The following is a 24,199-nucleotide window of genomic DNA, read 5'->3' as shown; positions in this document are numbered from 1 at the left end:
AAACAATATGGCTTTTGATAAAATAGAGGTATGAAAATAACGCTACAAATCAAATGTCCTACCTGTCTAAGTAACAATATAAAGAGAAATGGCATCAAAGTAGATGGGAAACAAAACCATCAATGCAAAGATTGCAAACGTCAGTTTATTGGTGATCATGCATTAAGCTATCAAGGGTGTAACTCAGGTATTACCGGCAAGATATTACATTTAATGGTCAGAGGAAACGGTGTAAGAGATATTGCTGAAGTCGAGCGTATCAGCATTGGCAAGGTATTACGAACCTTAAGTGAATCGATCTATCAGATTCAGCCTAAACAAAGCAACTACGAATGTCTTGAAGTCGATGAACTCTGGACTTTTGTAGGGAATAAGAAAAATAAACAATGGCTTATTTATGCCTACCATCGAGAATCTGGAGAAATTGTTGCTTATGTTTGGGGTAAGCGGGATTTAGCAACGGTTCAACGTCTTAAAGCTAGACTTAAAAAGCTTGGGGTTCAATATGCTCGAATTGCGAGTGATCCCTGGGATAGTTTTATCACAGCATTTCAATGTTGCAAGCAAGTGATCGGTAAGTTTTTTACCGTCGGTATTGAAGGTAACAACTGTAGAATTCGTCATCGAATCAGGCGTGGATTTAGGAGAAGTTGCAACTTTTCTAAAAAGCTCGAAAATCATTTTAAAGCCTTTGATTTGACTTTCTTTTACCTTAATAACGGATTTGTTTAACGCCAGCATACTTTTTGAAACACCACCAAAAAGTCTTGTTTCTCAAAAACCGCGAGACGCATACTTCGAGGCAGCTTTAAAGCTACCACCATTGCAAAACAACAAATTGCCAAACCCAGTTCAAAGGTATAAATCACATCCCATTGATTGGCGCTTAGTAAAAACGGCGAGATAATCCAAGCCAAAACGCAAACCGAGTTGCTGAAAGCCGAAAGCCAAATAAATCCCTTTTGCCATATCTGCTTTACCAAAAGCTTGCATGGTGTAATACATACCCAATGAGCTAAGTGGAGCAGCGGCTAAACCTGCAATAAAGCGGACAAATAAAGCCATTTCATAGGTTTTGACAAAGATGTGTAAGACCAACACACCAATGAATACTAATAATCCAATTTCTGAAAATAGTCTTAAGCCATATTGTTGCCGAGCTTTAAATAAGATCAAATTTGAACTGACATTTGCCATCACATAAGCAGCAGGTAACCAAGCTGCTTGTGATGGTGTGAGACCATACTCACCTTGGAAAATTGGTAAATTAGCGACAATAAAACCATTACTTAAACTGGCAGCAATACAAATAAATAGTCCAATAAAGAAATATGCAAAACGTTTTGGCTTTGCATGTGCGATAGCCGCAGGAGAGCCGGGTAGCGTAGGGCGTTCATCGGCTGACCAATCGGGTGGAGTTTCAAGATAGCGAGGGCTGTTATCCATATTATTCCTCGAACTAAATTTTGATGCCGCTTAATAATAATTCTATTGCACGTTTTGCCAGTCGCACTTGATCAGAAGTAGGATGTCCTTGAAACGAAGAGCCTAAGATCGCCGTAATCATGCCAAAGTCTTGTGGAGTCAGATCAGGGCGACACAATTGATGCGCTATGGCTTTATCAATTAAAGGTTGTAATGCTTTATCTCGTCGCTCATAAATGTTTAGCATGATTGGGTCTTGGCGATCAATGATACGCCAGTAATCAATCAGTACGATTAGATGAGGGAGTTGTTCAATATGCCCTTCAATCAAACGAATAAAACCATCATTATATTCGAGCAGAGCTGATGCTCTCTGTTCTAAGCGCATCATCGCTTGATCAAGTAGGGCAAACATGAGTGCTTTGCGATCTGAGAAATTACGATAAAAGGTTGCTCGTCCTACGCCTGCATGATCAATAATTGCTTGTAATGGCACATGTACACCTTGAGCCCGAAATACCTCTTCTGCTGCATGAAGCAATTCCTCGCGGTTATGAGCAGCTTGTTGAACACGTTTATTCATTATTGAACTTGCTAGGTATATAAATTGGATAAGAGTTATTTAACGGACAAATTTGTCCGATGTAAATAAACGATCGATATCTGATTTGTTTATATTGAGTAATAGAGGTAAATTGGTTTGTGTAGCAACAAACTTATCGTATTAAAAAATAAAACAATTTGATTTTGAAAATTTTAAGGTAGGTTTTATATGCAAGCCTTCATGCATCGATTTTTTCGTGGTTTAAAACATCGTCCATACTTATCCGCAACTTTTGCTTTGGGCTTCGTTATCTTTTTTGTGCTGCAAACATTCAGCTCATGGCATTGGGCGACACGGCTACAAATTGGCTGGAATACTGCCATCTGGCTATATCTGTTTATGATCCTAAAGATGATGTGGCGTTTAGATCCAGAACACATCTTAGAACGAGCAAAGCAACAAGATGAAGGGAAGTGGATGATACTTACGGTTGCTTTAATCGCAATTGTTGTTTGTTTTATTTCGATTGCTGTGCAACTCAGTCATGTTCCCAAAGATCAAGCAATCATTAAAACGATTCTGATCTTGCTAACGATAGGAACTATTTTCTCATCGTGGCTATTACTGCATACCTTGTTCGCTATCCATTATGCACATGACTATTATCTTGCGAAAAGCCGTCAAGTCGATGAGGGATTGGATTTTCCAAAAACAGATCAACCTGATTATCTCGATTTTGTCTATTTCAGCTATATCATTGGCACTTCTGCACAAACCGCAGATGTTTCTATTACTAACTCACAGCTTAGACATCTGAATATTTTTCATTGTGTTTTAGCTTTTATTTTTAATACCGTGATTTTGGCGGTTGCAATCAATGTGGCAGCGAGCCTGATCGGTTTTGGCTAATTAACAATGCTAAATGAATCTATAAGGTGAGTTTTATTATTCAAAATAGTGAAATAGTGGAGTAAATATTTAATATTTTATCTGGTTAAATAAGAAACGTAGATGATTGGTTTTTTATTTAATAGCTCATCTTAGCTCAGTAATTCTGATAGTTTTTATAGAAGTTATTTGATTTTTATTATTGTTTTTAATTAATTTATTGAATTATAAGATTTTATCCATACATTGTGGTTTGTAAAAAATAGTATCTTGTATGAGTCTTTTTCGCATAAAATATTTGCTAGAAAATTATTCTAATTTTGAGGTTTATCTTGGAATCAATATTGATTTTAGGCTCGATTACATTGGCATTGATGTTAGGTGCGATTAGCCCTGGTCCGACATTTATTTATGTTGCAAAAAACTCGATTGCGATTTCACGTAAACATGGTTTATTTACTGCGCTTGGTACAGGTACGGGTGCCGCTTTGTTTGGTTTTCTAGCTGTGATGGGATTACAGGCAATCTTACTTGCAGTGCCTTCAGCATATTTGGCTTTAAAAATCTTTGGTGGTCTGTATTTACTTTGGCTTGCTTATAAAATTATTAAACATGCCAAAGAACCAATGGCATCAACGGAGGGTGCAGTTCATAACATGAGCTATGCACAAGCTTTTCGTTTAGGTCTTATCACGCAGTTGAGTAATCCTAAAATTGCAATCGTGCTTGCCAGTATTTTTACTGCTTTATTACCTAAAGAAATTCCAACTTATTTCTATGTGGTGTTGCCAATTTTGTGTTTCTTTATTGATACAGGTTGGTATTCTCTAGTGGCTGTTGCATTGTCAGCAGAAGGACCACGTAAAGTTTATTTAAAATCTAAAGCTGTTTTTGATCGTATCGCAGGTGGTGTCATGACCTTGCTTGGATTGAAGTTGATCTTTGGAATGAAGTGATAAAAGAAGCGACCAAGAAGGCCGCTTTTTTATGGGCTAATTCTAAATAAAAACATTTAATCTTTGAAATGAGTTGGAATCCATTGATAGCTTTTTCCATCGGTTGAATAAATGTGTCCAATGCCGGGGAAAGGTAAATGTGGTGCAGCGATGGTTTGTCCTTTTTTAGCAAAATCAGCGAATTGCTTTAAACGCGTTTCAACGGCTTTTTTCGGGTCTATATCGTATTCAATTGCCGTTTCAGGCTTATCAAATTGCACAGTATGTGAATGTACGATATCTCCAATAAACACCACGTTTTCATCTTTGGTTTTTAGCTCATAGCTAAAATGCCCTGGTGTATGTCCTGCCGTATTAATGACTTTAAAACCATGAATGTCATCACCGAGTTTATAGGTTTTAAAGCGTTGTTTGGCTTGGTAAGGCGCAATCGCTTGTTTAATTTTCTCAACCGTACCTGAGTAATTGGCTTGTTTTTCTTTCGGTAGTTTTGCTGCTTGTTTCGGATCTAACCAAAAACTTGCTTCATCATTTGATACGTACACGGTTGCATTAGGGAAATTGGCAATACCATCTTTACTGATACCACAGACATGGTCGGGATGTAGATGCGTGAGTAGAATGGTATCAACTTGTTCAGGTTGATAGCCTGATGCTTTTAGATTGGTTAACACTGAACCTAAATGTGAGCCGAAACAACTGGCTGCACCGCTATCCACTAATACCAGAGATTTTCCTGTATTGACGAGGAAGGCATTCACTGAGGTCTGTATACCTTTCTCTTGATCAGCATAATATTTCTTTAAAATCTCGTGAACTTGTTGTTGCGGTATGTCTTTAAACAAGTTTGGTGACATAAAGTTTGTACCATCGAGCAGGGCAGTGATTTGTACATCACCGACTTGGTGTTGATAGAAACCCGCAACCTGTTTTTGTTGTTCAATGACTGGCAGGGTTTTGCTTGTCTCTGCGTGGGTGGGTAAAGGGAAGCTGCTCAAGAATGATGCTGAAAGGAGTAGGGCAGTTTTTTTCATTTATAGATATTCTCAATTTTAATTGAATTGTCTACTTTTTAGCATGGATATCTATGCTTTAAAAGAAAAACGATATTAAATTGAATTTGCTGTTTTATCTTGCAAATTGGAATGTGAGTAACTGTTTGATTTTATTGTTCTTATTGGCTTAAAAATATTTATTGCATATTACTTTAAATCTTGATTATTATAATATTGGATATATAAAAATTAATTTGTCATTAAGCTTATTTTATTTGATGAGGGTTGTATGGGGAATACATATAATATTTATAGAATCAAAAATGATAAATATGTTGATTTGTTAAATAAAATTGAATCTGTTGGTTTAGTTAAGCAAAAAACTCAAAATTATGACAATTATGAGATGACCTTCTTTTTCTCAGAAGAAATTAAAGGAAATGAGATTTGGTGGTTTGAAACTTATAAAGACTTTTTAAATTTGCCAGATGAACTACCCAAAAATATTTTCTATTTTGGTTTGTTAATCTGTAAAAATGAAGATAACCCAAAAGAAATTTATGCTGTTAGTTTAGGTAAATCTCATTTTTATTTGTCAAAATTCATTGAATTGGATTTTGGAATTAGCTTAGCTATACGTATGGCTAATGAGCAGTCTATTCTTTTAAAGAAAAGCCGATATTTCACAGGAACTAAACGTCATGAAGTTTCTTCTTATGAAAATTTTAATAAAGATAGTTATGATTCTGGAGAATCAGTTGAGCATTTAAAATTGAAAGCTTCAAATACAGAGGTATGGGGGGATAAAAATATAGTTTTTGCAGACTCTATTCAGCTGGATATAAGTAAAGAACCTTGCGAGCTATCAAAAATACTTAATGATATTTCAGATAGTATGAGTGGCGATGAAATTATTAGATTACCAAAATTAGAGCTAATATCAGATGAAATATTAATTAATGATCTTAACTCAGAAATTTTAACTAAAATAATTAATAATCAGGCTAATGTCGGTGTTGAAGAAATTAGTATATCAGGAATCAATATTATTTTTAGATTTAATGAATATAATTATGAATTGGTTTTTAAACAAGGACGAAAAGAAGTTGAAAAGCTTGATATAGGAAATAGCTTAGATATTGTAAAAATTTCAAATTTTTTGAAAGAAAATCAAATTAATAATCTTGATGATGTAAAAGTAAGATTCAAGCGTGAAGAAAGTAGTAGATTAACTAAAGACTTAAAAGAACTTTTAGATTTTTATACAGAATATGAGGGATATAATTATTTTCTAAAAAATGGAAAATGGTTTAAGTTTAATCAAACATTTATGGATTATTTAAAAAAATCATTGGTAGGGATTGAAATAGTTCCCAGTGATGCACTAATTGAGAAAGAATATTTAGATTGGAAATCACAAAAAGAAAAAGAAATAGCTAATGATACTGGCACTGATAAGTTAAAATATCGTGAATATTACTTTAATAAAAAAATGAGTGAGGTTAATGGATATGAGTTGTTAGATCGTCAATTGGAAATAATACGATCATTAGATCCGGATGGTAAAAAATATAAAATAGAAGTAGCTGATTTGCTTAAGGATAATGAAATAATTTCTGTGAAAATTCCTAGTACAACTCAGGATCTAATTTATAATATTGAGCAATCAAAAAGTTCACTCGAGTTAATCAAACAAAATATAATTTCACTTAATTGTGAGTTAAAGGCAGTGGCATTATGGATTGTTTATGACAAAACTATTTCATCTATCATTGAAATAAATTCTATTCAATTTTTGTTAGCTCTTGATTCATGGAAAAAACGTGTAGAGTTTTTTGGCTTAAAACCTAGAATATATATTTCTAGACATATTAAATAGTGGAATTAATTAAAAAAGCCCCTACATTAGTAGAGGCTTTTCTTGTCTAACATTTAAAACCTTAAGACACTTTATCGCCTGGTTTAGCGCCAGATTCAGGTGAAATCACCCAAACACCTTCACCATTACCCGCGGCAAGTACCATACCGTTAGAAATACCAAAGCGCATCTTACGCGGTGCAAGGTTAGCCACCATCACCACCAATTTGCCTTTTAAATCTTCTGGCTGATAGAACTCACGAATGCCACTAAACACATTACGTGGTTCAGCTTCGCCTACATTTAAAGTGAGTTGAAGCAATTTATCAGAACCTTCGACAGTTGAAGCTTCTAAAACTTCAGCTACACGAAGGTCAACTTTCATAAAGTCTTCAATACCAATGATTTCAGCTTCACCCACTTTAGGCTCAGGCTTCTTCTCAGCTTTCTTTTCTTTTTTCTTTTCCACTTTTGGTGCTTCTGCCGCAGCAGCTAAAGAATCTTTAGATGCATCAACCATGGCTGCAACTGCTTTAGGATCAACACGCTGCATAAGCGGTTGGAATTGAGCAATTTCGTGTGCAACGAGGATTTGCTGACGTGATGCAAAGTCAAAGCTTTCAAGTTGTAAGAAAGACTGAACTTGAGCCGCAAGTGTTGGAAGCACTGGAGCCAAGTAAATTGCAAGCTGACGGAATAAGTTGATACCAACTGAGCAAACATCATGAACTTGTTGTTCTTGACCTTCTTGCTTCGCAAGCGCCCACGGTTTTTTCTCATCAATATATTGATTCGCTTTGTCAGCAAGAGCCATGATTTCACGAATAGCAGCAGAGAATTCACGTGCTTCATAGACTTGAGCAATTGAATCGCCCGCATCAATAAAGCTTTGAACCAATTCAGGTTCAGCGCATGTGTTTGAAAGCGTATTATTGAAATTGCTGTTAATGAATTTTGCACAACGGCTGGCAATATTTACCACTTTACCTACAAGGTCAGAATTCACTTTCTGTACGAAGTCATCCAAATTCAAATCCGAATCTTCAACTTTGTCAGAAAGCTTAGAAGCAAAGTAATAACGTAAATATTCTGGGTTCAAGTGCTGTAAATAAGTTTCAGCTTTAATGAATGTACCGCGAGATTTTGACATCTTCTGACCATTCACTGTCAAGAAACCATTTACGAATAAACCAGATGGCGTGCGGTAGTTCGCACCTTCAAGCATTGCAGGCCAAAACAGTGCATGGAAGTAAACGATGTCTTTACCGATAAAGTGATAGACTTCTTTGTCGCTGTCTTTTTTCCAAAAGTCATCAAAGCTTAGATCAGGACGTTTAGCTTTGATGTAGTTTTCAAAACTCGACATATAACCAATCGGAGCGTCTACCCAAACATAGAAATATTTGTTTGGAGCATCTGGAATTTCAAAACCGAAATAAGGCGCATCACGCGAAATATCCCAATCTGATAAACCCGATTCAAACCATTCATCTAGCTTGTTGGCAATAGACAATGGTAAACGACCTTGATCACGTGTCCATTTCTGTAAGTATTCTGAGAAATTCGGTAGTTTAAAGAAATAGTGATCTGATGATTTCTCAACTGGCGTTGCACCACTCAATGTTGAGCGTGGGTTTAATAACTCGGTCGCGTTATAGGTTGTACCGCAGACTTCACATGAGTCGCCGTATTGATCTTCCGCTTTACATTTCGGGCACGTGCCTTTAATGAAACGATCAGACAAGAACATGCCTTTTTCAGGATCAAATAATTGTGTGACAGGGCGAACAGCGATATTGCCTGCTTCACGGTTTTTAATATAAATCTCAGATGCACGTGCTTTGTTTGCATCGCTATGAGTTGAATCATAATGATCGAAATGCACACCAAAACCATCAAAATCACGAATGTGTTCTTTCTGAACATTGGCAATTTGCGCTTCAGGGCTAATGCCATTCGCTTCAGCACGTAACATGATCGCTGTGCCATGAGCATCATCCGCACATACGTAAGTCACGTCATGACCCATTGCACGCATCGCACGAACCCAAATATCTGCTTGGATATAACCGAGTAAGTGACCCATATGGATAGGACCATTGGCATAAGGAAGGGCATTGGTGACTAAAATTTTACGCACGGATATTGTTCTCTCATTCGTATTTACAAGGTGGATGATTTTACATGACTTAAGAGCGACTTGCACAAGGGAATCGGTGAAATCTTTTTAGCCTGAAGGGAATCTTATTTTGAAACTTCATACAAGCTTCACTTTGGCTTCAATCAAAGTACATCTGTTTGATCGAGAATAATCACAATATCAAAGAGAGGAAAATAAAAATGAGGTCTTGGTCATTAGTTTTTTCATCAGTCTCAGCCAGTTTAGTTTCTGTTTTTAGTTTTGTGATTCCATTTTGTTTGTTCTTAAATTATCGACAGAATCATCTGCTTCATGTAGTCAGTGATGGCATGGAAGTTATGATGTATTTGACCCCAATACTCATCGTTTTGGGTTTGATCTTTTATCTGATTGTTTTTGCAGTATTGAAATTGCCCACTCAGATTTTTGATTTATACCAGTTTTTAAAAATAAGTTTTGTGATCTTAATTGCTTGGGCTTTACTGGTCTTAATGATCCTCTTCGAAGATCAAGTGAACCACATTGATTTTTCAACTTTAAAAATTGGTGTTGTGATGTATTTCATGATGCTGCCGATTTTGGCTTTGAGTTGTATGGGGGCGAACAGTTGTTATTTTGTGATGAATAAAGTAAATCAAAAGAAGAACATGATCTTATTTTGATTAAAAAAGTATGTATCCCAAAGGATTACATACTCTGCATCTGCTTAACGGTAACACTTTGCTTAGCGTTCTTTCTTAAAGAGATGATTTTCCCTTTAGATAAGAAATGGATGTGATAGCTTTTTAAACTATTGGTTTTTGGATCAACTGTAATTTCGGCAAAGAGTGGCGTTTGCCAAAGCTCATCACTTCCTAAAGTTCCCAACCAAGCTTGGGCTTTAATTACAGCGGTAAATTCATCTTTAACTTGTAGATCGCTGATACTTAATTCACTGCACCAATGAACGGTATTTGGAAATTCAACTTTTGAAAATTTCCAACAAATTGAAAGTGCCAAACTTGTTGCGATTCCAGCATAATCGTTGCTTTCATTATGAATGACAGGAAGTAATTGTTCTGCTAAATCACCTTCAAAAGAATCAATCATGCTTTGTATTCTTCTTTTACTCGAAAGAATATAGTTCAGGCGCTTTTGTTGAGCTTGCAGTTCATTTTGAATTTCTAGAAGTTCATTTTCATTCATATATAAAGCTTTATAAGTTAGGTTAATTTCACGATAGCGCAAAAGTATATCTGATCTAATTCTCTATATTGTGAATAGTTTTTAATACAAATTTAATGGTTCTAAAAATGATCGAAACACCAAGGCTGATTTTACGCCAATGGCGAGACACGGATTATTTACCTTTTGCAGAGATGAGTGCTAATCCAGAGGTTATGCGGTATTTTCCAAAAGTTTTAACGCGCGCTGAAAGCGATGTATATATAGATAAATTAAAGGAAATTATTGAAAAACAGGGTTGGGGCTTTTGGGCAGTAGAATTAAAACAGACTCAGCAATTGATAGGCTTGGTAGGATTACATGATCAACCCACACAGTTTTCATTTTCACCCTGTGTTGAAATTGGCTGGCGCTTAGATCAAGCATTTTGGGGCAAAGGTTATGCAAAAGAAGCAGCAAATGCAGCCTTAGATTTTGCTTTTAATCATTTGCAGCTTGAAAATGTTGTGTCTTTTACCACTTTAGAAAATCTGCGATCACAAGCGCTTATGCAAAGCTTAGGGATGAGAAAATTAGCAGAATTTCAACATCCTGCTTTAGCTCAAGATCATCCATTAAATTGGCATGTATTGTATGAGATTCAGCAGTTTGATCGTATCAAGTAATTTAGTTGTGTTATGCATTTATATGATTTTTATATATGAAAATTCAAATGGTTATTAATCAGCAATAAATTTGAATCATCCTGTATCCCATTTGTTTCAATTTGCAGCAAACACGATAAGTGTAGGCAGAATCTTGTATAACTGTAATAGAAATCAACGACAGCTTTTACGAAATAACAAGAGGAACAAGACATGAGTAATGACAAAATTGATCAGTTAAAACAGTTCGCAGCAAAAGATTTAGAGCAAACCAAAGCAGACTTTCAGCAGGCTAAAGATAAAGTCAGCGAGCTTGGAAGTGATATCAAACAAAAAGGTCAGGAAACTGTGGAGGATGTAAAAAACTTTGCAGCGAAAGATATTGATCAAACTAAAGCTGATTTACAGCAAGCTAAAGATAAAGCCAATCAGTTGAAGCAAAAGGGCGAGCAAGCTTTAGATGATTTAAAGACCAATGCAAGCGATCAATACGGTGAAAGTAAAGCTGCATTATTAGCTAAAGCAGATGAGTTAAAAGAAAAACTGGCGGATACTCAACATGCTGCCAAAGAGAAATTAGATCATTTAAAAGAAGAGGCAACGCATAAATTAGAAGATGCAAAAGCCAAAGCAGCTGAGTTAAAAGATGAGGCAGCTGCAAAATTTGATGATCTGAAAGCTCAAGCTAGCAGCAAGTTAGATGATTTAAAGAAAGCTGCCACTGATACGATCAATAAATTCAAAGGTTAATCACGATAAAGCTTTAACAATCGACGCTGATAGACAAAGATAAATTGCGACATAAAATTGAGCAATTACGGTCTTTGATATGAGCGTCGAATCTTCAATACTGCTAAACTAACCACATTCAGTGAGTATGATCAGTTTTTGGAGTACAAAATGTCGTGGCTTTCTTCCTTAAAATCCGTTTTTTCGCCTGCGCAAGAAGTGAAGGAAGATGAAATCCGAACAGTCCTTCAAAATTATATTCTTCCAAACTCTGAAAATGCCTTGAAAGATCGTATCAGCCAAGTCAATGTTCAAGGTCGCATCCTACAGCTCACGATCAATACATTTCCTGAAGAAAAAGATCATTTACAACAAATCCATGATGAACTTGCAGATGCCTTAGAAAAGTGTGGTATCCAAGAACTCAATCTGCATATTATTCAGCAGAAACATGCTGCCCATGGCGAGGCGGGACATAGTTGTTCATCTAAGCCAAAAGAACAAAACACCAAGCTTCCTCCAGTAATGGATGCATCTCCGAAAGCTGAAGCAGACCCAAATAATCCTCCGATTGAAAAAGCTGCGCCACAACAACGAGATGTTGCTCCACATCCACGTATTCAAAACGTAATCTTGGTTTCATCGGGTAAAGGTGGTGTAGGTAAATCAACCACAACTGTGAATCTTGCGCTCGCATTGCAAAAACTTGGTTTAAAAGTTGGGGTGTTGGATGCAGATATTTATGGTCCAAGTATTCCAACTATGTTAGGCAATGCTGGTCGCACACCACAGATTGAAAATGAACATTTTGTTCCTTTAGATGCTTATGGAATGGCCGTGATTTCAATCGGACATCTGATTGGTGCGCATAATACTCCTGTAGCATGGCGTGGTCCTAAAGCCACTGGCGCATTGATGCAGTTATTTAATCAAACTCTGTGGCCAGATTTGGATATATTGGTTATCGACATGCCACCAGGTACTGGCGATATTCAATTAACGCTTGCACAGCGTATCCCAGTGACTGGTGCGGTAATTGTTACTACACCGCAAAATGTTGCCTTAATGGATGCGGTAAAAGGGATTGAATTATTTAATAAAGTGAATATTCCTGTACTCGGTGTGATTGAGAATATGTCAACACATGTTTGTTCTAACTGTGGACATGAAGAGCAAATATTTGGTACGGGTGGTGGTGATCAGCTTTCTGAACAATATGACATACCTTTACTAGGTCGTTTACCTTTAGATGCAAAAATCCGAGAGAATGCCGATAATGGTAAACCAAGTGTCATTGCACAAGATGTCGCTTCTGAAAGCTATATCAATATTGCGGAAAGTGTCTTAAAACAGCTGGAAAAACTTCCAAAACGTCAGAGAGATGACAAGCGCATTTTCTAACTGATGGTTATTTTTAAGTTCGGCCCAACATTTCGTTGGGCTTTTCTTTGTTTGATGTTGCAAATATATCGTTTGGTAAAATATAGCATGAGAGTTGCTTCATCACTATTTTATTTTTGAGTGATGATATGAAGTCCGTCAAAAGAGCTGTAAGTATTCTGGGATTGTGTAGTGCATTTTTACTGAGTGCTTGTAATGGTGATGATTCTCTAAAAGAGACTGAGCAATTAGAAACTAAATTACAACCCATCGTGATCCAAGGTGCTTTACCTGTCGAATCTGAACGTATGGCATCAAAATTAGATAACGTCAGTGTTGAAACAGTGGGTGGATGGAAGTTTTGGAAAGGAACTTATAAAGGTTATCCAGTGATCGTGTCCAAAACACGTATGGGTATGAGTAATTCTGCCGCAGCTACAGCACTTGCAATTGAGCGATATAAACCCATTGCAATTATTAACCAAGGTACATCAGGCGGGCATGATCCTGCTTTAAACGTGTTTGATATTGTATTAGGTAAATACACGACAAATATTGGTGCGTTTAGAACACCAAGATTACCGATAGGGAGTGGTTCAAACTCATTGGCATGGACAGAGGCATTTGATGTGTTACCAGAAGATGAGTCTGACCCTGAACCGATTGCGATACGCAAATTTGAAGGTGATCAACAGTTACTGATCGCTGCACATAAAGCAAAAACTTCTTATAGCAAAGGGAATGTGGTTGAGGGAACGATTGGTTCAGCAGATGTTTGGAATAATGAGCTAGATCGAATCCAGTTTTTCCATACTAATTATCAAACTTCTGTAGAGGAAATGGAGGCAGCTTCCGTCGCACAGATTGCACAACAGTTTAATGTTCCATTTTTAGGTATAAGAATTTTATCTAATAATATTACTAACAATGGTGCATATAATCCTGCTACGGGTGAGGCATGTCAGGACTATGTGCTTGATGTGGTTGAACAATACATGAAACAACAATTGGATAAAAACTAAAGACCTAGAAGAAATCAGCTACATGATTTCTTCTTGATTATTTTGAATTCTATTTTTCCAACTTTTTATAACAAACCAGCGCCATAAGAGGTGAGTTGCACAATAAAACAGTAAAGCAAACAGAATGGCTTCTATCACTAAACCTGAAATTAAGATTTTTGCCAGACTCAAGTCTATATGTCCATGTCCAAAGTTCTTCAACCAATTGATGATTTGATGTAGCACACCCAATAACATCTCTTGATCAATCATATTGACATGATAAATCTTAGTACCAAACCAAAAGCCTAAATAAAGTATAGGAACTACAGTGAGAGGATTGGTCAGCCATGCCATACACAGTCCGATCGGCAAATTAACCTCAAACCATAGGATTGTCAGAATAATAAATAAACTATGGAAAGGTACAGGTAATATGCCCCAAAAGGTACCAATAAACATCGCTTTGGCGATAGAGTGACGATTCACATACCAAAGTAAAGGATTTAAGGTACTTTGCCCAAAAATGCGCATAAACTTGAGTTGAGCAACTTTCTCTGATGAAGGAAGCCACTTATGAAAAAATTGCTTAGGCATAAAATATTGGCGAGTAGAAGAATGGAAATAGTGTGATCAACTGATTATAAAATAGCACTTTTTGCTTAGGTTTAGCTTAAATTTCATGCTAGATCTTAATTTAATCAGTAAAATGTTATTCAAAAATTCACGGTAATCGTACTTTAAATATACACAGATATCTAGGTGACTGTTCAGTAGCGAGCTACTTGAAATTTATAAAGATGAAATAAAATAAATAGTTAAATAATTGTAGTGAAATTAACGTTATAAGTGCTTACAGTTATTTTTTTGCTATAAAATTGTAATTGAATTAATCTCAGAGAATCCTTTAGTGAGGTCATTCAATGATTTCATGGTTTTTCATTGGTTTAGTTATAACCATATTATTTACTCCTGGCCCAACCAACACATTATTGGCATCATCTGGTGTACAGGTTGGTGTACGCAAATCACTTTTACTTATTCCGGCTGAAGCATTGGGTTATATCGTTGCTATAACAGCTTGGGGGATGTTGATTGGCAAAGTATCAACAGCTTTACCATTACTTCCCACCTTTTTAAAATTAATGAGCGCTGGCTATATTTTGTATTTGGCGATTAAGCTTTGGCGTACAGCGAATCAACAAGTGGCATTAAATCAACCAACTATTCGCCCACGTGAATTATTGTTTGCTACGCTTTTAAATCCTAAAGCGTTGTTGTTTGCTTCTGCTATTTTTCCAGCAGTTGCATGGAAGAGCCAAGATATCTACTTAGCGCATATGAGTGCTTTTGTTGGTTTGATTCTGCCGATTGCTCTGTTTTGGATTTCTGTCGGAGCCATGTTGGCGACCAATAAGGTTAAATGGCTTTCACAATCAAAATTACAACGTACAGCATCTGTTGTGCTTATTAGTTTTTCAATCCCGATCAGCTATTCTGCATTAATCAATTTATAAAGTATCTCTGCTATTCTGCCTATCAGGATAGCAGTCTTATTTTCATTAATGATGATTTACGTTAAAGTACCTGCCAATCATTAATTTAGATTTTGGAAAAAAGTCATGGCAATAAAATCTGATCGTTGGATTCGTGAAATGAGCGAAAAACACGGCATGATTGAACCTTATGCAGAGAATCAAGTTCGTTATGGTGAAAATGGCGAAAAGTTGATTTCTTATGGGGTGTCGAGCTATGGCTATGATGTTCGATGCGCACGTGAATTCAAAGTATTTACCAACGTTCATTCAGCGATTGTTGATCCTAAAAACTTTGACGATAAAAGCTTTATTGATATCGAATCAGACGTTTGTATCATCCCACCAAACTCATTTGCCTTAGCGCGTACCATCGAATATTTCCGTATTCCTCGAAATGTACTTACTGTTTGTTTGGGTAAGTCGACTTATGCGCGTTGCGGTATTATTGTAAATGTGACGCCGTTAGAGCCTGAGTGGGAAGGTCACGTTACTTTAGAATTTTCCAATACTACAAACTTACCTGCGCGTATCTATGCGGGTGAGGGTGTCGCACAAATGCTTTTCTTTGAAAGCGATGAAGTATGTGAAACATCATATAAAGATCGTGGTGGTAAATATCAAGGTCAGACAGGTGTGACTTTACCTAAGACCTAATAAAAAGCCCATCTATAACATGATGGGCTTTTTTCTACATATCATTTCTTACAAAATACTTTATCGTTAAAAATAGTTCAGATGAATGAAGCTAGTATTTTGATAAAAATAAGATAGAATGAATATAATTTGGTTTGTTTTTGTACAAAATCACTTTAAGCTCATCTAAAGCGTGAGTTGTGGTTTGGCATAACACCTATAAAAAAAATATGGATGTTTAGAACATGGAGGTCGGTTTCATGCGACGGTTTAAGTCTCTTCATTTGGCATTGTTGGCTTTGGGCGGATTGTGCTTGAATACTGCTAATGCTACTTCTACTTTAACAAGCTTAACTGATACTGAAATGTCCGCTACAACTGGTCAAGCATTAATGAGTTTGTCATATATTGCTCCTACTGATGCTGCGAACTTGGAAAGAGCTAGATCTGGTGGTGATCAAACGGTCGGGTTTTATAAGTTAGGCATGGAAGCTGAGCTAGAACTTAATGTGAATATTAAGAAATTACAATTAGGTTGTGGTGGTCGTAATGGGCCTGGTTGTGATATTGATTTAGATAATGTGAGTTTGAGTGGTAACCCTGGCATTACAGGTAATCCAGCAACAGATGCTGGCAGTGATCAAAACCGTACAAATCGTGTTGGTAGTTCAGCAAAATTAACAAATCCATTCATAGAATTTGCCATTAAAAATCCAGGTTCTGCAGCTACGCGAGAAATGATCGGTTTTCGTGTTAGTTCAGAAAAAGCACAAGGATTATTAACGATTGGAACAGAAAACTCTGCTGTTCCAAATGGTGTTAATGCTTTATCTGGTTATATACCTGTCCGCTCAGATAGTTCTGGTAAAATTAAAGGTGTAGTTGAAACTGCGCCAAGTTATTTTGATGCTTCTGATCCTTATAACAGAATTTCAGGTTCATTAAATGCCCCTTTAGGTACGGTTGCTAAATTCCATTTAGATCAAGGTGGATTTTGGGTACCAGGATTTAAAAATGTTGGTTTTGAAATTCCTGGATTTACGATTAAAGGTAATCGTATGCCTACGGTTCTATCTCTCAATCCTGTGGTGCAACTACCAGATTTAGTTTTGGGACGTGATTTCAATAACAGTAACTGTGGTAGTGGAAGTAGTCAATGTAATAGTTATGGTCTGTCTTCTAATGGTAGTACTTTCCCTGTGAAACCAACATATACGATTGGAAGTACAACAATTTCTGATGGAGCTGGTGGTAATATTGTCTATTTGAATCCAAATAATATCTCTGCAGTAGGTACACAAGGGGGTGTTAATGATCCAAATCAGGCAAATAACAATACAAATGTTTTAGCTTCTATAAGAGCTAAAGTTGATGGTTGTAGTGGTATTGGTTGTATTGTTGCGGGTAGTAGTTATTACGTAAACATGTATACAAAAGTGAAAAATATTACTGCGAGTGTTACTGTTAATCAACCATTAGGCTTGATTCACTCTTTACCTCTTAATTCTGGAGCATCTCTAAGTTTACAGTCACAAAATCTTCTATGGCCAGGCCAACCTTTAGATGATATTACTTCACCAGGTTGGTGGTTGAGTGTTAAAGATGGTGTTGATTTGGGAACTATTGTTCCAACAAATCCAGTTAATTTGTGTGAAGGTACAACTGCGGTACCACAACAATGTGTTCATCCACAAATTGCTCAGCAAGTAAATGCTTACCTAGCAAACAACCGACCATCAACAAGTGATTTAGGCGGATTGATTAGTGGTAATGAGGCATTAGGTATTCAGATTGGACCTACGGGGGCAACAGGTGGCTTTGCATTATCTAATTTGGGTTTGACTGTAAACGGTCTAACTTTAGGTAATCAATATTTTACACCAAACTGTTATGGTAACTTGAAGTTCTGTTGATTTTTAATATTTTAAATTTAAGCAGCTTATGCTGCTTTTTTTATTCTTAGATTTCTGAATGATGTTAGAAAATACTTAATAAGATAGTGGCGATTTATTGTTATCAATGATGACTTTATTTGTTGTTTTGTGTCTCAATTATAAAAATTAATAATAAAATTATGATGGTTTTCCCATCTAAGAATATTAACGATTGATAGGAATGATATTGAGATATTTGTTAAGTATACGATCTAATCAATAGCAGACATGTTTTAACACGATAAGCAGCACTTTTTATGTGAGAATCTGAGACCTGTAGGGAATACTTTTAAAAATTAGTATGTTGATAAGTGAGCTGATTTTAGTTGTATTTTCATCTATCGGAAATATGTAACATTTGACAGCTTTGTTTTGCTTTTGTGTAATTATTCGGCATAATAAAACTGAGATTGCGTGGGTGAAATTTGCCCTTTATCTCGAGTGAAGCTCGAAAGTACTCTTTGTGTAGCAGTTAAATCACTCAAAAAAATTGAGAAAAATAATGATGATGCGGAGCATCGTGGAATAGGAAGGTCAAGATGACTACACTTTATACGGTATCATTCAAACGAACTGTGCTAGCAACGTTGATTGGTCTGTGTTTAAGTAAATATGCTTTTGCACTGGAGGAAATTTCTGACGATGCTTTAAGCCAAACGACTGGTGAAGGTGTTGCAATTTTACCTACAGACTTTTCTTTTGTCTTGCGTGGAGATAAAGCAGGTAATGAAACATCTCTAACTGATAGAAGTAAAGATACCGGCTATATCCATTATGTTCCAGTAGGTGGTTTAACCTCTATGGTTCAAGATACGAACAACGATGGGTCAGTGACTACAGCTGATCACTCTGTTGGTAAAGCAGATCTATACTTGTATGGTTTGGCTTTATCCAAAAATGATAATGACTCAAATAACCGATTTGGTTCCAAGATTGCAAGCTGGGGAACAGCAAATAACCCTTGGGTGCTCAAAGCTGCAACAGCAACAAATGTTCCTGATTTTTCTGGTACAAACGGAACGGTTACATATCTAAACCTTGAAGCACCATTATATGAAACTGGGACAAAAACAGGTGTAGATGCCTATAATTTAAAGCTTTCACTATGGGTTGATGCTTTTGTACGGGATCAAAGTAAACCTGAAGGTGACCCTAATCAATTTAAACTCGGAGAATTATTTAGCTCCACACAAACTGCTGCTGAGGCTTCAGCTGGCGATCGAGCGAATCGTTTACGTTTGCAAGCTATTGCAAATGGTTTTGGAGTAAATGGCAGTAATTTACAAATATTTCAAACCTTAGGTGGCTCGAGCAATAATAATGGTATGAGTGCCTTTTATAATAACACTTTAGGCGTCTCAGGTGTTTTTCGTATAAATAGTGGTGACAGTCAAAACTTCAAGGCTGTCTACAATCCCGGTACAGCATCTCGTACCTATAGTATAGATGGTGGTACAAACTACTCTACAACAGCGGGTTGGAGAACTGCAACGACAGGTTGTGGTGACGCTTCAATAAGTTTTAGTGATGCTAATTGTCAATTCAGATTCAGAGATCGCAAGGTCAATGATACTGTATCAGGTGCATCGTGGAATTTACCTACTGGATTCCAAGCTGGTGACAAAGTATTGCGTATAAGTACAAAAGAAACGACATCTGCTGCTAACCCAACAGTACAATCAAATTTATCAACACCAGCTTTAAATGGAACTGTTGCACCAACATTTGAGGCTAATGAAGGATTGTATCTCTATTATCCGAATATCAACCTTGTATTAGGAAGTCTATATCAACCTGTAATTTTGGGGTCTGATGGTCGCAATTTTAGTTTAGAAATAGCTCGTATTCCAAATAAACCTGAAATTTACAAGAAAATTTACACAGACTATTCTGGCTTAGATAATAGTTATTTAGGTTCGACTTGTAACGTGTATCAATGTGGTGATTCTACTATCTCTGGTTACCAAGGTGGTTCTGCGCGTACAAACTATAATTTGGCAAATGGTACTAAATTAGCAACACACAGTAGTATTAGTATTGGTACAGCTTATAGCCCTGATGGTGGAAAGACGTTGTTGGCTTATGATGGTGTTGAGTCAATGGGAGTATTCTTTGGTCAGCCTGTTTCAAGAACAGGGATATCAGGAACAAAGATTTACAATGAGGTGCAGTACCAACAACGTCGTCAACGTGTTGATACGAATTACCTGGTGACAGATCGTTATCTTTTGAGATCAGAGGGAGGATTGACAGGTGCTAACAGTACAATAACAGACCCTTATGATGGGCATACAATTAAAGCTAGTGGTGTTATATTTTCACCTGATGTAGTTGAATATCGTTGGTTCACAACACAAGGTTACCATGAGGACTGGATATATTTGGATAGTGTTAATGCAGATGGTACAAAAGTTTTTGGTAATACTGATGGAACATATGCAAGGTACTGTACTACAGCATTTGCTTGTTTAGGCGGCACGCCTGTAAATGGTGGCAGTGCTGTGGTTGGTCAAAAAGGTAGCGTCACAAGTGCAGAAAATTTAAATAACTTAACTCTAGGTGGATTTATTGCAGGTCTTGATGAGTGTTGGCCTGGTGAGACAGGAAATGGTATGTGTGCTGGAACAAGCCAATCAGGAGAAGGTGTTAAAGGTTTAAGTCGTTTAACAATATTGGACTCTACAGCGGCGAAAGCAGAAAATAGACAATGGGCATTTGGTACACGTAATAATGAGGCAAGATGGTTTAATGTTAATGGTGGTTTAGAGAAAATTTTATATGGCAGCGCTAATGATCCTGCTCCAGCAGTTCCAACTGGTGGTGTGAACCCTTCGGCAATGAATAACTATGGTTCAGCAGTAATTGATGGGCTTTTAATTCAACATATGAAATTAACCACGAAAGGACTATAGGAGTATTAAGATGAAAAAAATAGCGATTTTACTCCTATTATCCATAACTAATTTATCTCATGCTGAATTACAAGCTTTGGATAATCAAACACTTCAGTCTATACAAGGACAGGGTGGGGCAGATTTATCATTTAAACTCTCCTTAAACCATAATATCTTAAGTGATAGCGATTTATTGGCAGGAATTACACCAACTTTTAACTGCGATCCAGCACGCTTAGAGTATTGTCGTCTAGCAATTTCTGTAAATAAACGCTTTGTACAACAGGGTTCAGCGGATGCAAATGATCCAGTTTGGTCGATGGCAGCTAGTGATCCTAGTATAGATAATAAAGGACGTAAACTTTGGGTGGTCTTCAAAGGATTGCAGGGTACTTTGAATATCCAGAAATTAGGCTTAGATGCAGTTGATTTAGAATACCTTCCAAAAACTGGCACTGGTACGGTAATTAAGCCTGCTATGCAATTTACTTTTGATAGTAGTAAGCCAATTCAAATTCGTAATTTTGGCTTTAATGCATTATCAATTGAGCAAGATACGGGCTCTGTCCTTTCATATTATGATACTAATGGTAATCTGATAGAGGGTACAAGCACTAACCCGCAAGATTATGGATTCTTAAAAACAGGAACATTTAGTGCAGTTCCGCAAAGTACAGGTGTAATTGGGACTTCTTCACCTATTACTGTGACAACAGCAAATAATTATGACACTGGCCGAGAAAAAGGTTTTATCGGTTTACAAATGAATGGCAATCTTGCAATAGATGGTAAGGTACAAATTTTTGCATGTAGTAATCATGCTCGTTGTTAAATTTTATTGAATTCAAAGGATTGAACAATGGAAAAGAAAAATCAGAAGCTACAGACACGATATTTTGTCCTTAATACTCTAGCTGTAAGTATTTTATTAGTTAGCAACTCTACTTATGCTTTACAAGCATTAGATGATACATCTATGCGTGACGTTAACGCACAAGATGGGTTAAATGTTAATTTAGATTTTAAAGAGTTGAATGTAGGGACTTTCTTTTGGCAAGATAATGCAGGACGTGGAAGTGCAGGAAAAGCAACTGACACCACCTTACGAGCTGAAGCTGAGAATTTCAAAATTCAATCGCATAGCTCATCACCAACAGTAAGACCTAATATCAATATCCAAATGAATACTGGTAGTGAATCCAATAAGGCAGGATTAGACTTCAATTTAAAAGTTGCGCCTGTTTTAATCAGTATGAATAAGTTTAAGGTTTGTGACTCAACAGCTTGTGGCAGTCCAGTTGGGGACATCGCGATACAAACTAACTCAGATACAAGTATTAGTTTTAAAACTCGAGATGGTCTATTTAGTAAGACTGGTCAGAGTGAATTAACGTTTGCTTCGAAAAATGCAAGTATTTATCTTGGACAAACAACTGGATTATCACCAAGCCAAACACTCAATCAATTAATCCTGAAAAATTTTAATTTTAATTTTTTTGCTAAAGGCGTAATGTACATTGATGGTACAGAAGGATTTATTGTTCGAACTAATGCAGCTGGAGTACCAGATGCAGTTATTAATTACAATGCAGATGGTACTGTAAATACTTCAACAAGTACCACGCCTAATACAACATACGGTTATGTCGATTTTACTCGTGTAAATGATCCTGCAAATTCTGGAACAATTACAGGAAATACATATTCTTCTACGGCGAGTAATTCGGGTTTAAACTTAGAATTTATGCTGAATAAAAATGTAAATCCAAATAACCGTTATTCTGTAGATGGAACTAAAACCCCTTTAAATGGTCAAGCTACATCAGAAAAAGCTCAAGGACTTATACGATTAGGTGCAAGTGGTCGTATGGTCAATGGTTCTATACAGATACGTGGTACAAATGCTAATAGCAACGATGGATTTACCCGAACAGATCCTGTTTATAATGTAGCGTCTAACCAATTTGGTAATCCTGATAATACTAATATTTTAGGTAAAGCGAATAACGGGGTGAGTTCGTCAGGAACACAAAATATTATTGGTAATACCGGTATAGCTTTCCGTATGAAAGCTGACTTTACTAAAAAGAATGATCCAATGTTGCAAGGCGATAATACAAAAGCGACGACATTGGAGCTAGGGGGCGCAGGGTTTAATACCTACGGATTTGAATTCGGAGAATTAACGGGTTTGAATTTGAGAAACAGAGGTTCGTTCGATACAGGAAATGTTTATCTAAATTTAGTAGATACAAAAACTGTTTTATTACCAGCGAATAAAGTATTGCAAACAAGTCGTTATTGGAATGGTTCTAGTTCTACAACATTAACCACTGATGCTGATTACGTTCAAAATATTCATAATGGAACGACTGATCAAAATCCTTATGCGCTTCTGGCTGCTATTCGAGGTGCAGAGTTTCAGGCATTTTCACGCAGCGGACGTTTTACCAATAGTGCAAGAACGACAGGTACAACGATTCCTAAAATCAATGATACTGCAGGTAATACGTGGGGTTTAGCATTACCTTTCTATGATTTAAATGCAAATTTAGCCATGTATGGTACAACTGCTCCAGCAGATGCTTACTATTATGATTTAGGTGGAACAAGATATACTGTTGTAGCTGGTGCTGAGCGTTTAGGTTTTTCACTTGCCATGAGTACTACGGGTATGAATGGAAGTACAGATACTACTAAGCAAAAGACTACTTCAATCTTGTTATTAGATAACGCAGATACAAACTCAGTACGTTATATTGGTTTGCGTAATATCGATATGTTATTGCGCGGTACGGGAACAGTTGGGCTTGAAAATGGAAGTTTTAATGCTAGCTTAAAAGACATTTTGATTATCTTATCTGCACAAATTGCAGGAGGATATTTACCAGGAGCATTATATAAAGGGACATCTACACCGGCATCAGCTTCATCAGCGGACTTCTCAAATAATAATGATGTTTTGTTGTCTACTAAATTACGTTTAGACGGTAAGAAAATAGATCTTTCTTTAATACCAAATAGTGAATATACCAGTACTGATGGTAGTCGCTTAAGTGTTGTTGGTGAGTTAGAACTTAAGGCTGTAAAAGATGGTGGGAAAAGTGCAATTCAGTTAAGTGATCCATTAGATGGTTCTACTGTAGGTTTCGATAATATCGATGGTAAAGTTGCATTTAATAATGCAATTATTATTTCACCAGATACTCGAGAGACATGTCCTACAGCTGGTTGTGATGGTATGGTCTCCTTTAAAGCAGGTCTAACTTTCAACCCAGCTGGAACAACAGGTATTGGAGCAACTGGTGGAGCAAATAGTGCAACAAATGCTGAAAAGATTGCGGGTGTATTAAGAGTTCGAGATATAAATCTTTATCCTCCAACAGTGGGAGCACAGCCACAACGCTTAGGTGAAATGGTGTTGACGGGTGGACGTATTACTGGCCAATTAGGAATTATTCCTCGAAACTAAGGAT

20 protein-coding genes and 1 pseudogene are annotated in these 24,199 nt (G+C 36.7%); 15 read left to right on the top strand and 6 right to left on the bottom strand.

From position 1 onward, the window contains the following. The first annotated feature begins 30 nt into the window (after positions 1–30). The gene (locus MKL32_RS10620) at positions 31–732 is read left to right on the top strand and encodes an IS1 family transposase (RefSeq protein WP_262579462.1); all 702 of its coding nucleotides are present in this window, start codon (positions 31–33) and stop codon (positions 730–732) included. Between the two features lie 29 nt (positions 733–761). Here the strand turns inward: MKL32_RS10620 and MKL32_RS10615 are convergent. Together MKL32_RS10615 and MKL32_RS10610 are read right to left on the bottom strand one after the other, a co-directional pair. Then, a pseudogene (locus tag MKL32_RS10615) lies at positions 762–1,446 on the bottom strand (MFS transporter); the annotation flags it as partial. Between the two features lie 13 nt (positions 1,447–1,459). Continuing rightward, positions 1,460–2,008 (bottom strand): TetR/AcrR family transcriptional regulator, encoded by a 549-nt coding sequence (locus tag MKL32_RS10610; protein WP_125271967.1) that lies wholly within the window; start codon positions 2,006–2,008, stop codon positions 1,460–1,462. A gap of 189 nt (positions 2,009–2,197) precedes the next feature. Between MKL32_RS10610 and MKL32_RS10605 the strand changes: the two genes are divergently transcribed. Then, complete coding sequence (locus MKL32_RS10605; protein ID WP_042893324.1) at positions 2,198–2,878, top strand: DUF1345 domain-containing protein; 681 nt, start codon at positions 2,198–2,200, stop codon at positions 2,876–2,878. Positions 2,879–3,189: 311 nt separating this feature from the next. Then, positions 3,190–3,813: a LysE family translocator gene (locus MKL32_RS10600; RefSeq protein WP_125271966.1), complete on the top strand. Its 624-nt coding sequence runs from the start codon at positions 3,190–3,192 to the stop codon at positions 3,811–3,813. Positions 3,814–3,869: 56 nt separating this feature from the next. Here MKL32_RS10600 and MKL32_RS10595 read toward each other — a convergent pair whose 3' ends face one another. Beyond that, the gene (locus MKL32_RS10595; protein WP_270900526.1) at positions 3,870–4,847 is read right to left on the bottom strand and encodes an MBL fold metallo-hydrolase; all 978 of its coding nucleotides are present in this window, start codon (positions 4,845–4,847) and stop codon (positions 3,870–3,872) included. Between the two features lie 250 nt (positions 4,848–5,097). Here MKL32_RS10595 and MKL32_RS10590 point away from each other — a divergent pair, with 250 nt between their 5' ends. After that, complete coding sequence (locus MKL32_RS10590) at positions 5,098–6,687, top strand: DUF6119 family protein (RefSeq protein WP_270900525.1); 1,590 nt, start codon at positions 5,098–5,100, stop codon at positions 6,685–6,687. Positions 6,688–6,748: 61 nt separating this feature from the next. Here the strand turns inward: MKL32_RS10590 and metG are convergent, their stop codons facing one another. After that, complete coding sequence (gene metG / locus MKL32_RS10585) at positions 6,749–8,806, bottom strand: methionine--tRNA ligase (RefSeq protein WP_270900524.1); 2,058 nt, start codon at positions 8,804–8,806, stop codon at positions 6,749–6,751. Between the two features lie 200 nt (positions 8,807–9,006). Between metG and MKL32_RS10580 the strand changes: the two genes are divergently transcribed. Next, positions 9,007–9,468: a hypothetical protein gene (locus tag MKL32_RS10580; RefSeq protein ID WP_270900523.1), complete on the top strand. Its 462-nt coding sequence runs from the start codon at positions 9,007–9,009 to the stop codon at positions 9,466–9,468. 25 nt (positions 9,469–9,493) lie between these two features. On the opposite strand, the gene MKL32_RS10575 is transcribed toward MKL32_RS10580, so the two are convergent. Next, positions 9,494–9,991 (bottom strand): hypothetical protein, encoded by a 498-nt coding sequence (locus MKL32_RS10575; protein ID WP_270900522.1) that lies wholly within the window; start codon positions 9,989–9,991, stop codon positions 9,494–9,496. A gap of 107 nt (positions 9,992–10,098) precedes the next feature. Here MKL32_RS10575 and MKL32_RS10570 point away from each other — a divergent pair, with 107 nt between their 5' ends. The 4 genes from MKL32_RS10570 (at position 10,099) to MKL32_RS10555 (ending at position 13,745) form a co-directional block, all read left to right on the top strand. Further along, positions 10,099–10,635 (top strand): GNAT family N-acetyltransferase, encoded by a 537-nt coding sequence (locus MKL32_RS10570; RefSeq protein WP_270900521.1) that lies wholly within the window; start codon positions 10,099–10,101, stop codon positions 10,633–10,635. A 192-nt stretch (positions 10,636–10,827) separates the two neighbouring features. Then, positions 10,828–11,364: a hypothetical protein gene (locus MKL32_RS10565; protein ID WP_270900520.1), complete on the top strand. Its 537-nt coding sequence runs from the start codon at positions 10,828–10,830 to the stop codon at positions 11,362–11,364. A 150-nt stretch (positions 11,365–11,514) separates the two neighbouring features. Beyond that, positions 11,515–12,744: an iron-sulfur cluster carrier protein ApbC gene (gene apbC / locus MKL32_RS10560; RefSeq protein WP_270900519.1), complete on the top strand. Its 1,230-nt coding sequence runs from the start codon at positions 11,515–11,517 to the stop codon at positions 12,742–12,744. 128 nt (positions 12,745–12,872) lie between these two features. After that, complete coding sequence (locus MKL32_RS10555) at positions 12,873–13,745, top strand: 5'-methylthioadenosine/S-adenosylhomocysteine nucleosidase (RefSeq protein WP_270900518.1); 873 nt, start codon at positions 12,873–12,875, stop codon at positions 13,743–13,745. Between the two features lie 18 nt (positions 13,746–13,763). On the opposite strand, the gene MKL32_RS10550 is transcribed toward MKL32_RS10555, so the two are convergent. Beyond that, positions 13,764–14,321 carry a DUF2062 domain-containing protein gene (locus MKL32_RS10550; RefSeq protein WP_042891389.1) on the bottom strand — a complete coding sequence of 186 codons (558 nt, stop codon included), beginning with the start codon at positions 14,319–14,321 and terminating at the stop codon, positions 13,764–13,766. Between the two features lie 326 nt (positions 14,322–14,647). Here MKL32_RS10550 and MKL32_RS10545 point away from each other — a divergent pair, with 326 nt between their 5' ends. The 6 genes from MKL32_RS10545 to MKL32_RS10520 all read left to right on the top strand — a co-directional run bounded on the left by MKL32_RS10545 (position 14,648) and on the right by MKL32_RS10520 (position 24,195). Beyond that, complete coding sequence (locus MKL32_RS10545; protein WP_004960244.1) at positions 14,648–15,241, top strand: LysE family translocator; 594 nt, start codon at positions 14,648–14,650, stop codon at positions 15,239–15,241. A gap of 105 nt (positions 15,242–15,346) precedes the next feature. Beyond that, positions 15,347–15,916, top strand: coding sequence for a dCTP deaminase (dcd, locus tag MKL32_RS10540; RefSeq protein ID WP_004914176.1), 570 nt, complete (start codon positions 15,347–15,349; stop codon positions 15,914–15,916). 239 nt (positions 15,917–16,155) lie between these two features. Continuing rightward, complete coding sequence (locus tag MKL32_RS10535) at positions 16,156–17,808, top strand: hypothetical protein (RefSeq protein WP_125271958.1); 1,653 nt, start codon at positions 16,156–16,158, stop codon at positions 17,806–17,808. A 560-nt stretch (positions 17,809–18,368) separates the two neighbouring features. After that, entirely contained in the window at positions 18,369–20,741 is a 2,373-nt protein-coding gene (locus tag MKL32_RS10530) for a hypothetical protein (protein WP_270900517.1), read from the top strand. A 10-nt stretch (positions 20,742–20,751) separates the two neighbouring features. Continuing rightward, positions 20,752–21,555, top strand: coding sequence for a hypothetical protein (locus MKL32_RS10525; RefSeq protein WP_204379197.1), 804 nt, complete (start codon positions 20,752–20,754; stop codon positions 21,553–21,555). Between the two features lie 27 nt (positions 21,556–21,582). Beyond that, positions 21,583–24,195: a DUF6160 family protein gene (locus MKL32_RS10520; RefSeq protein WP_125271955.1), complete on the top strand. Its 2,613-nt coding sequence runs from the start codon at positions 21,583–21,585 to the stop codon at positions 24,193–24,195. The last annotated feature ends 4 nt before the right edge of the window (positions 24,196–24,199 follow it).

The organism is Acinetobacter sp. AOR34_HL (genome assembly GCF_027854795.1).
Classification (GTDB): domain Bacteria; phylum Pseudomonadota; class Gammaproteobacteria; order Pseudomonadales; family Moraxellaceae; genus Acinetobacter; species Acinetobacter junii.
The sequence above is the reverse complement of the archived record's forward strand: the minus strand, read 5'-3'. Positions and strand labels throughout refer to the sequence as shown.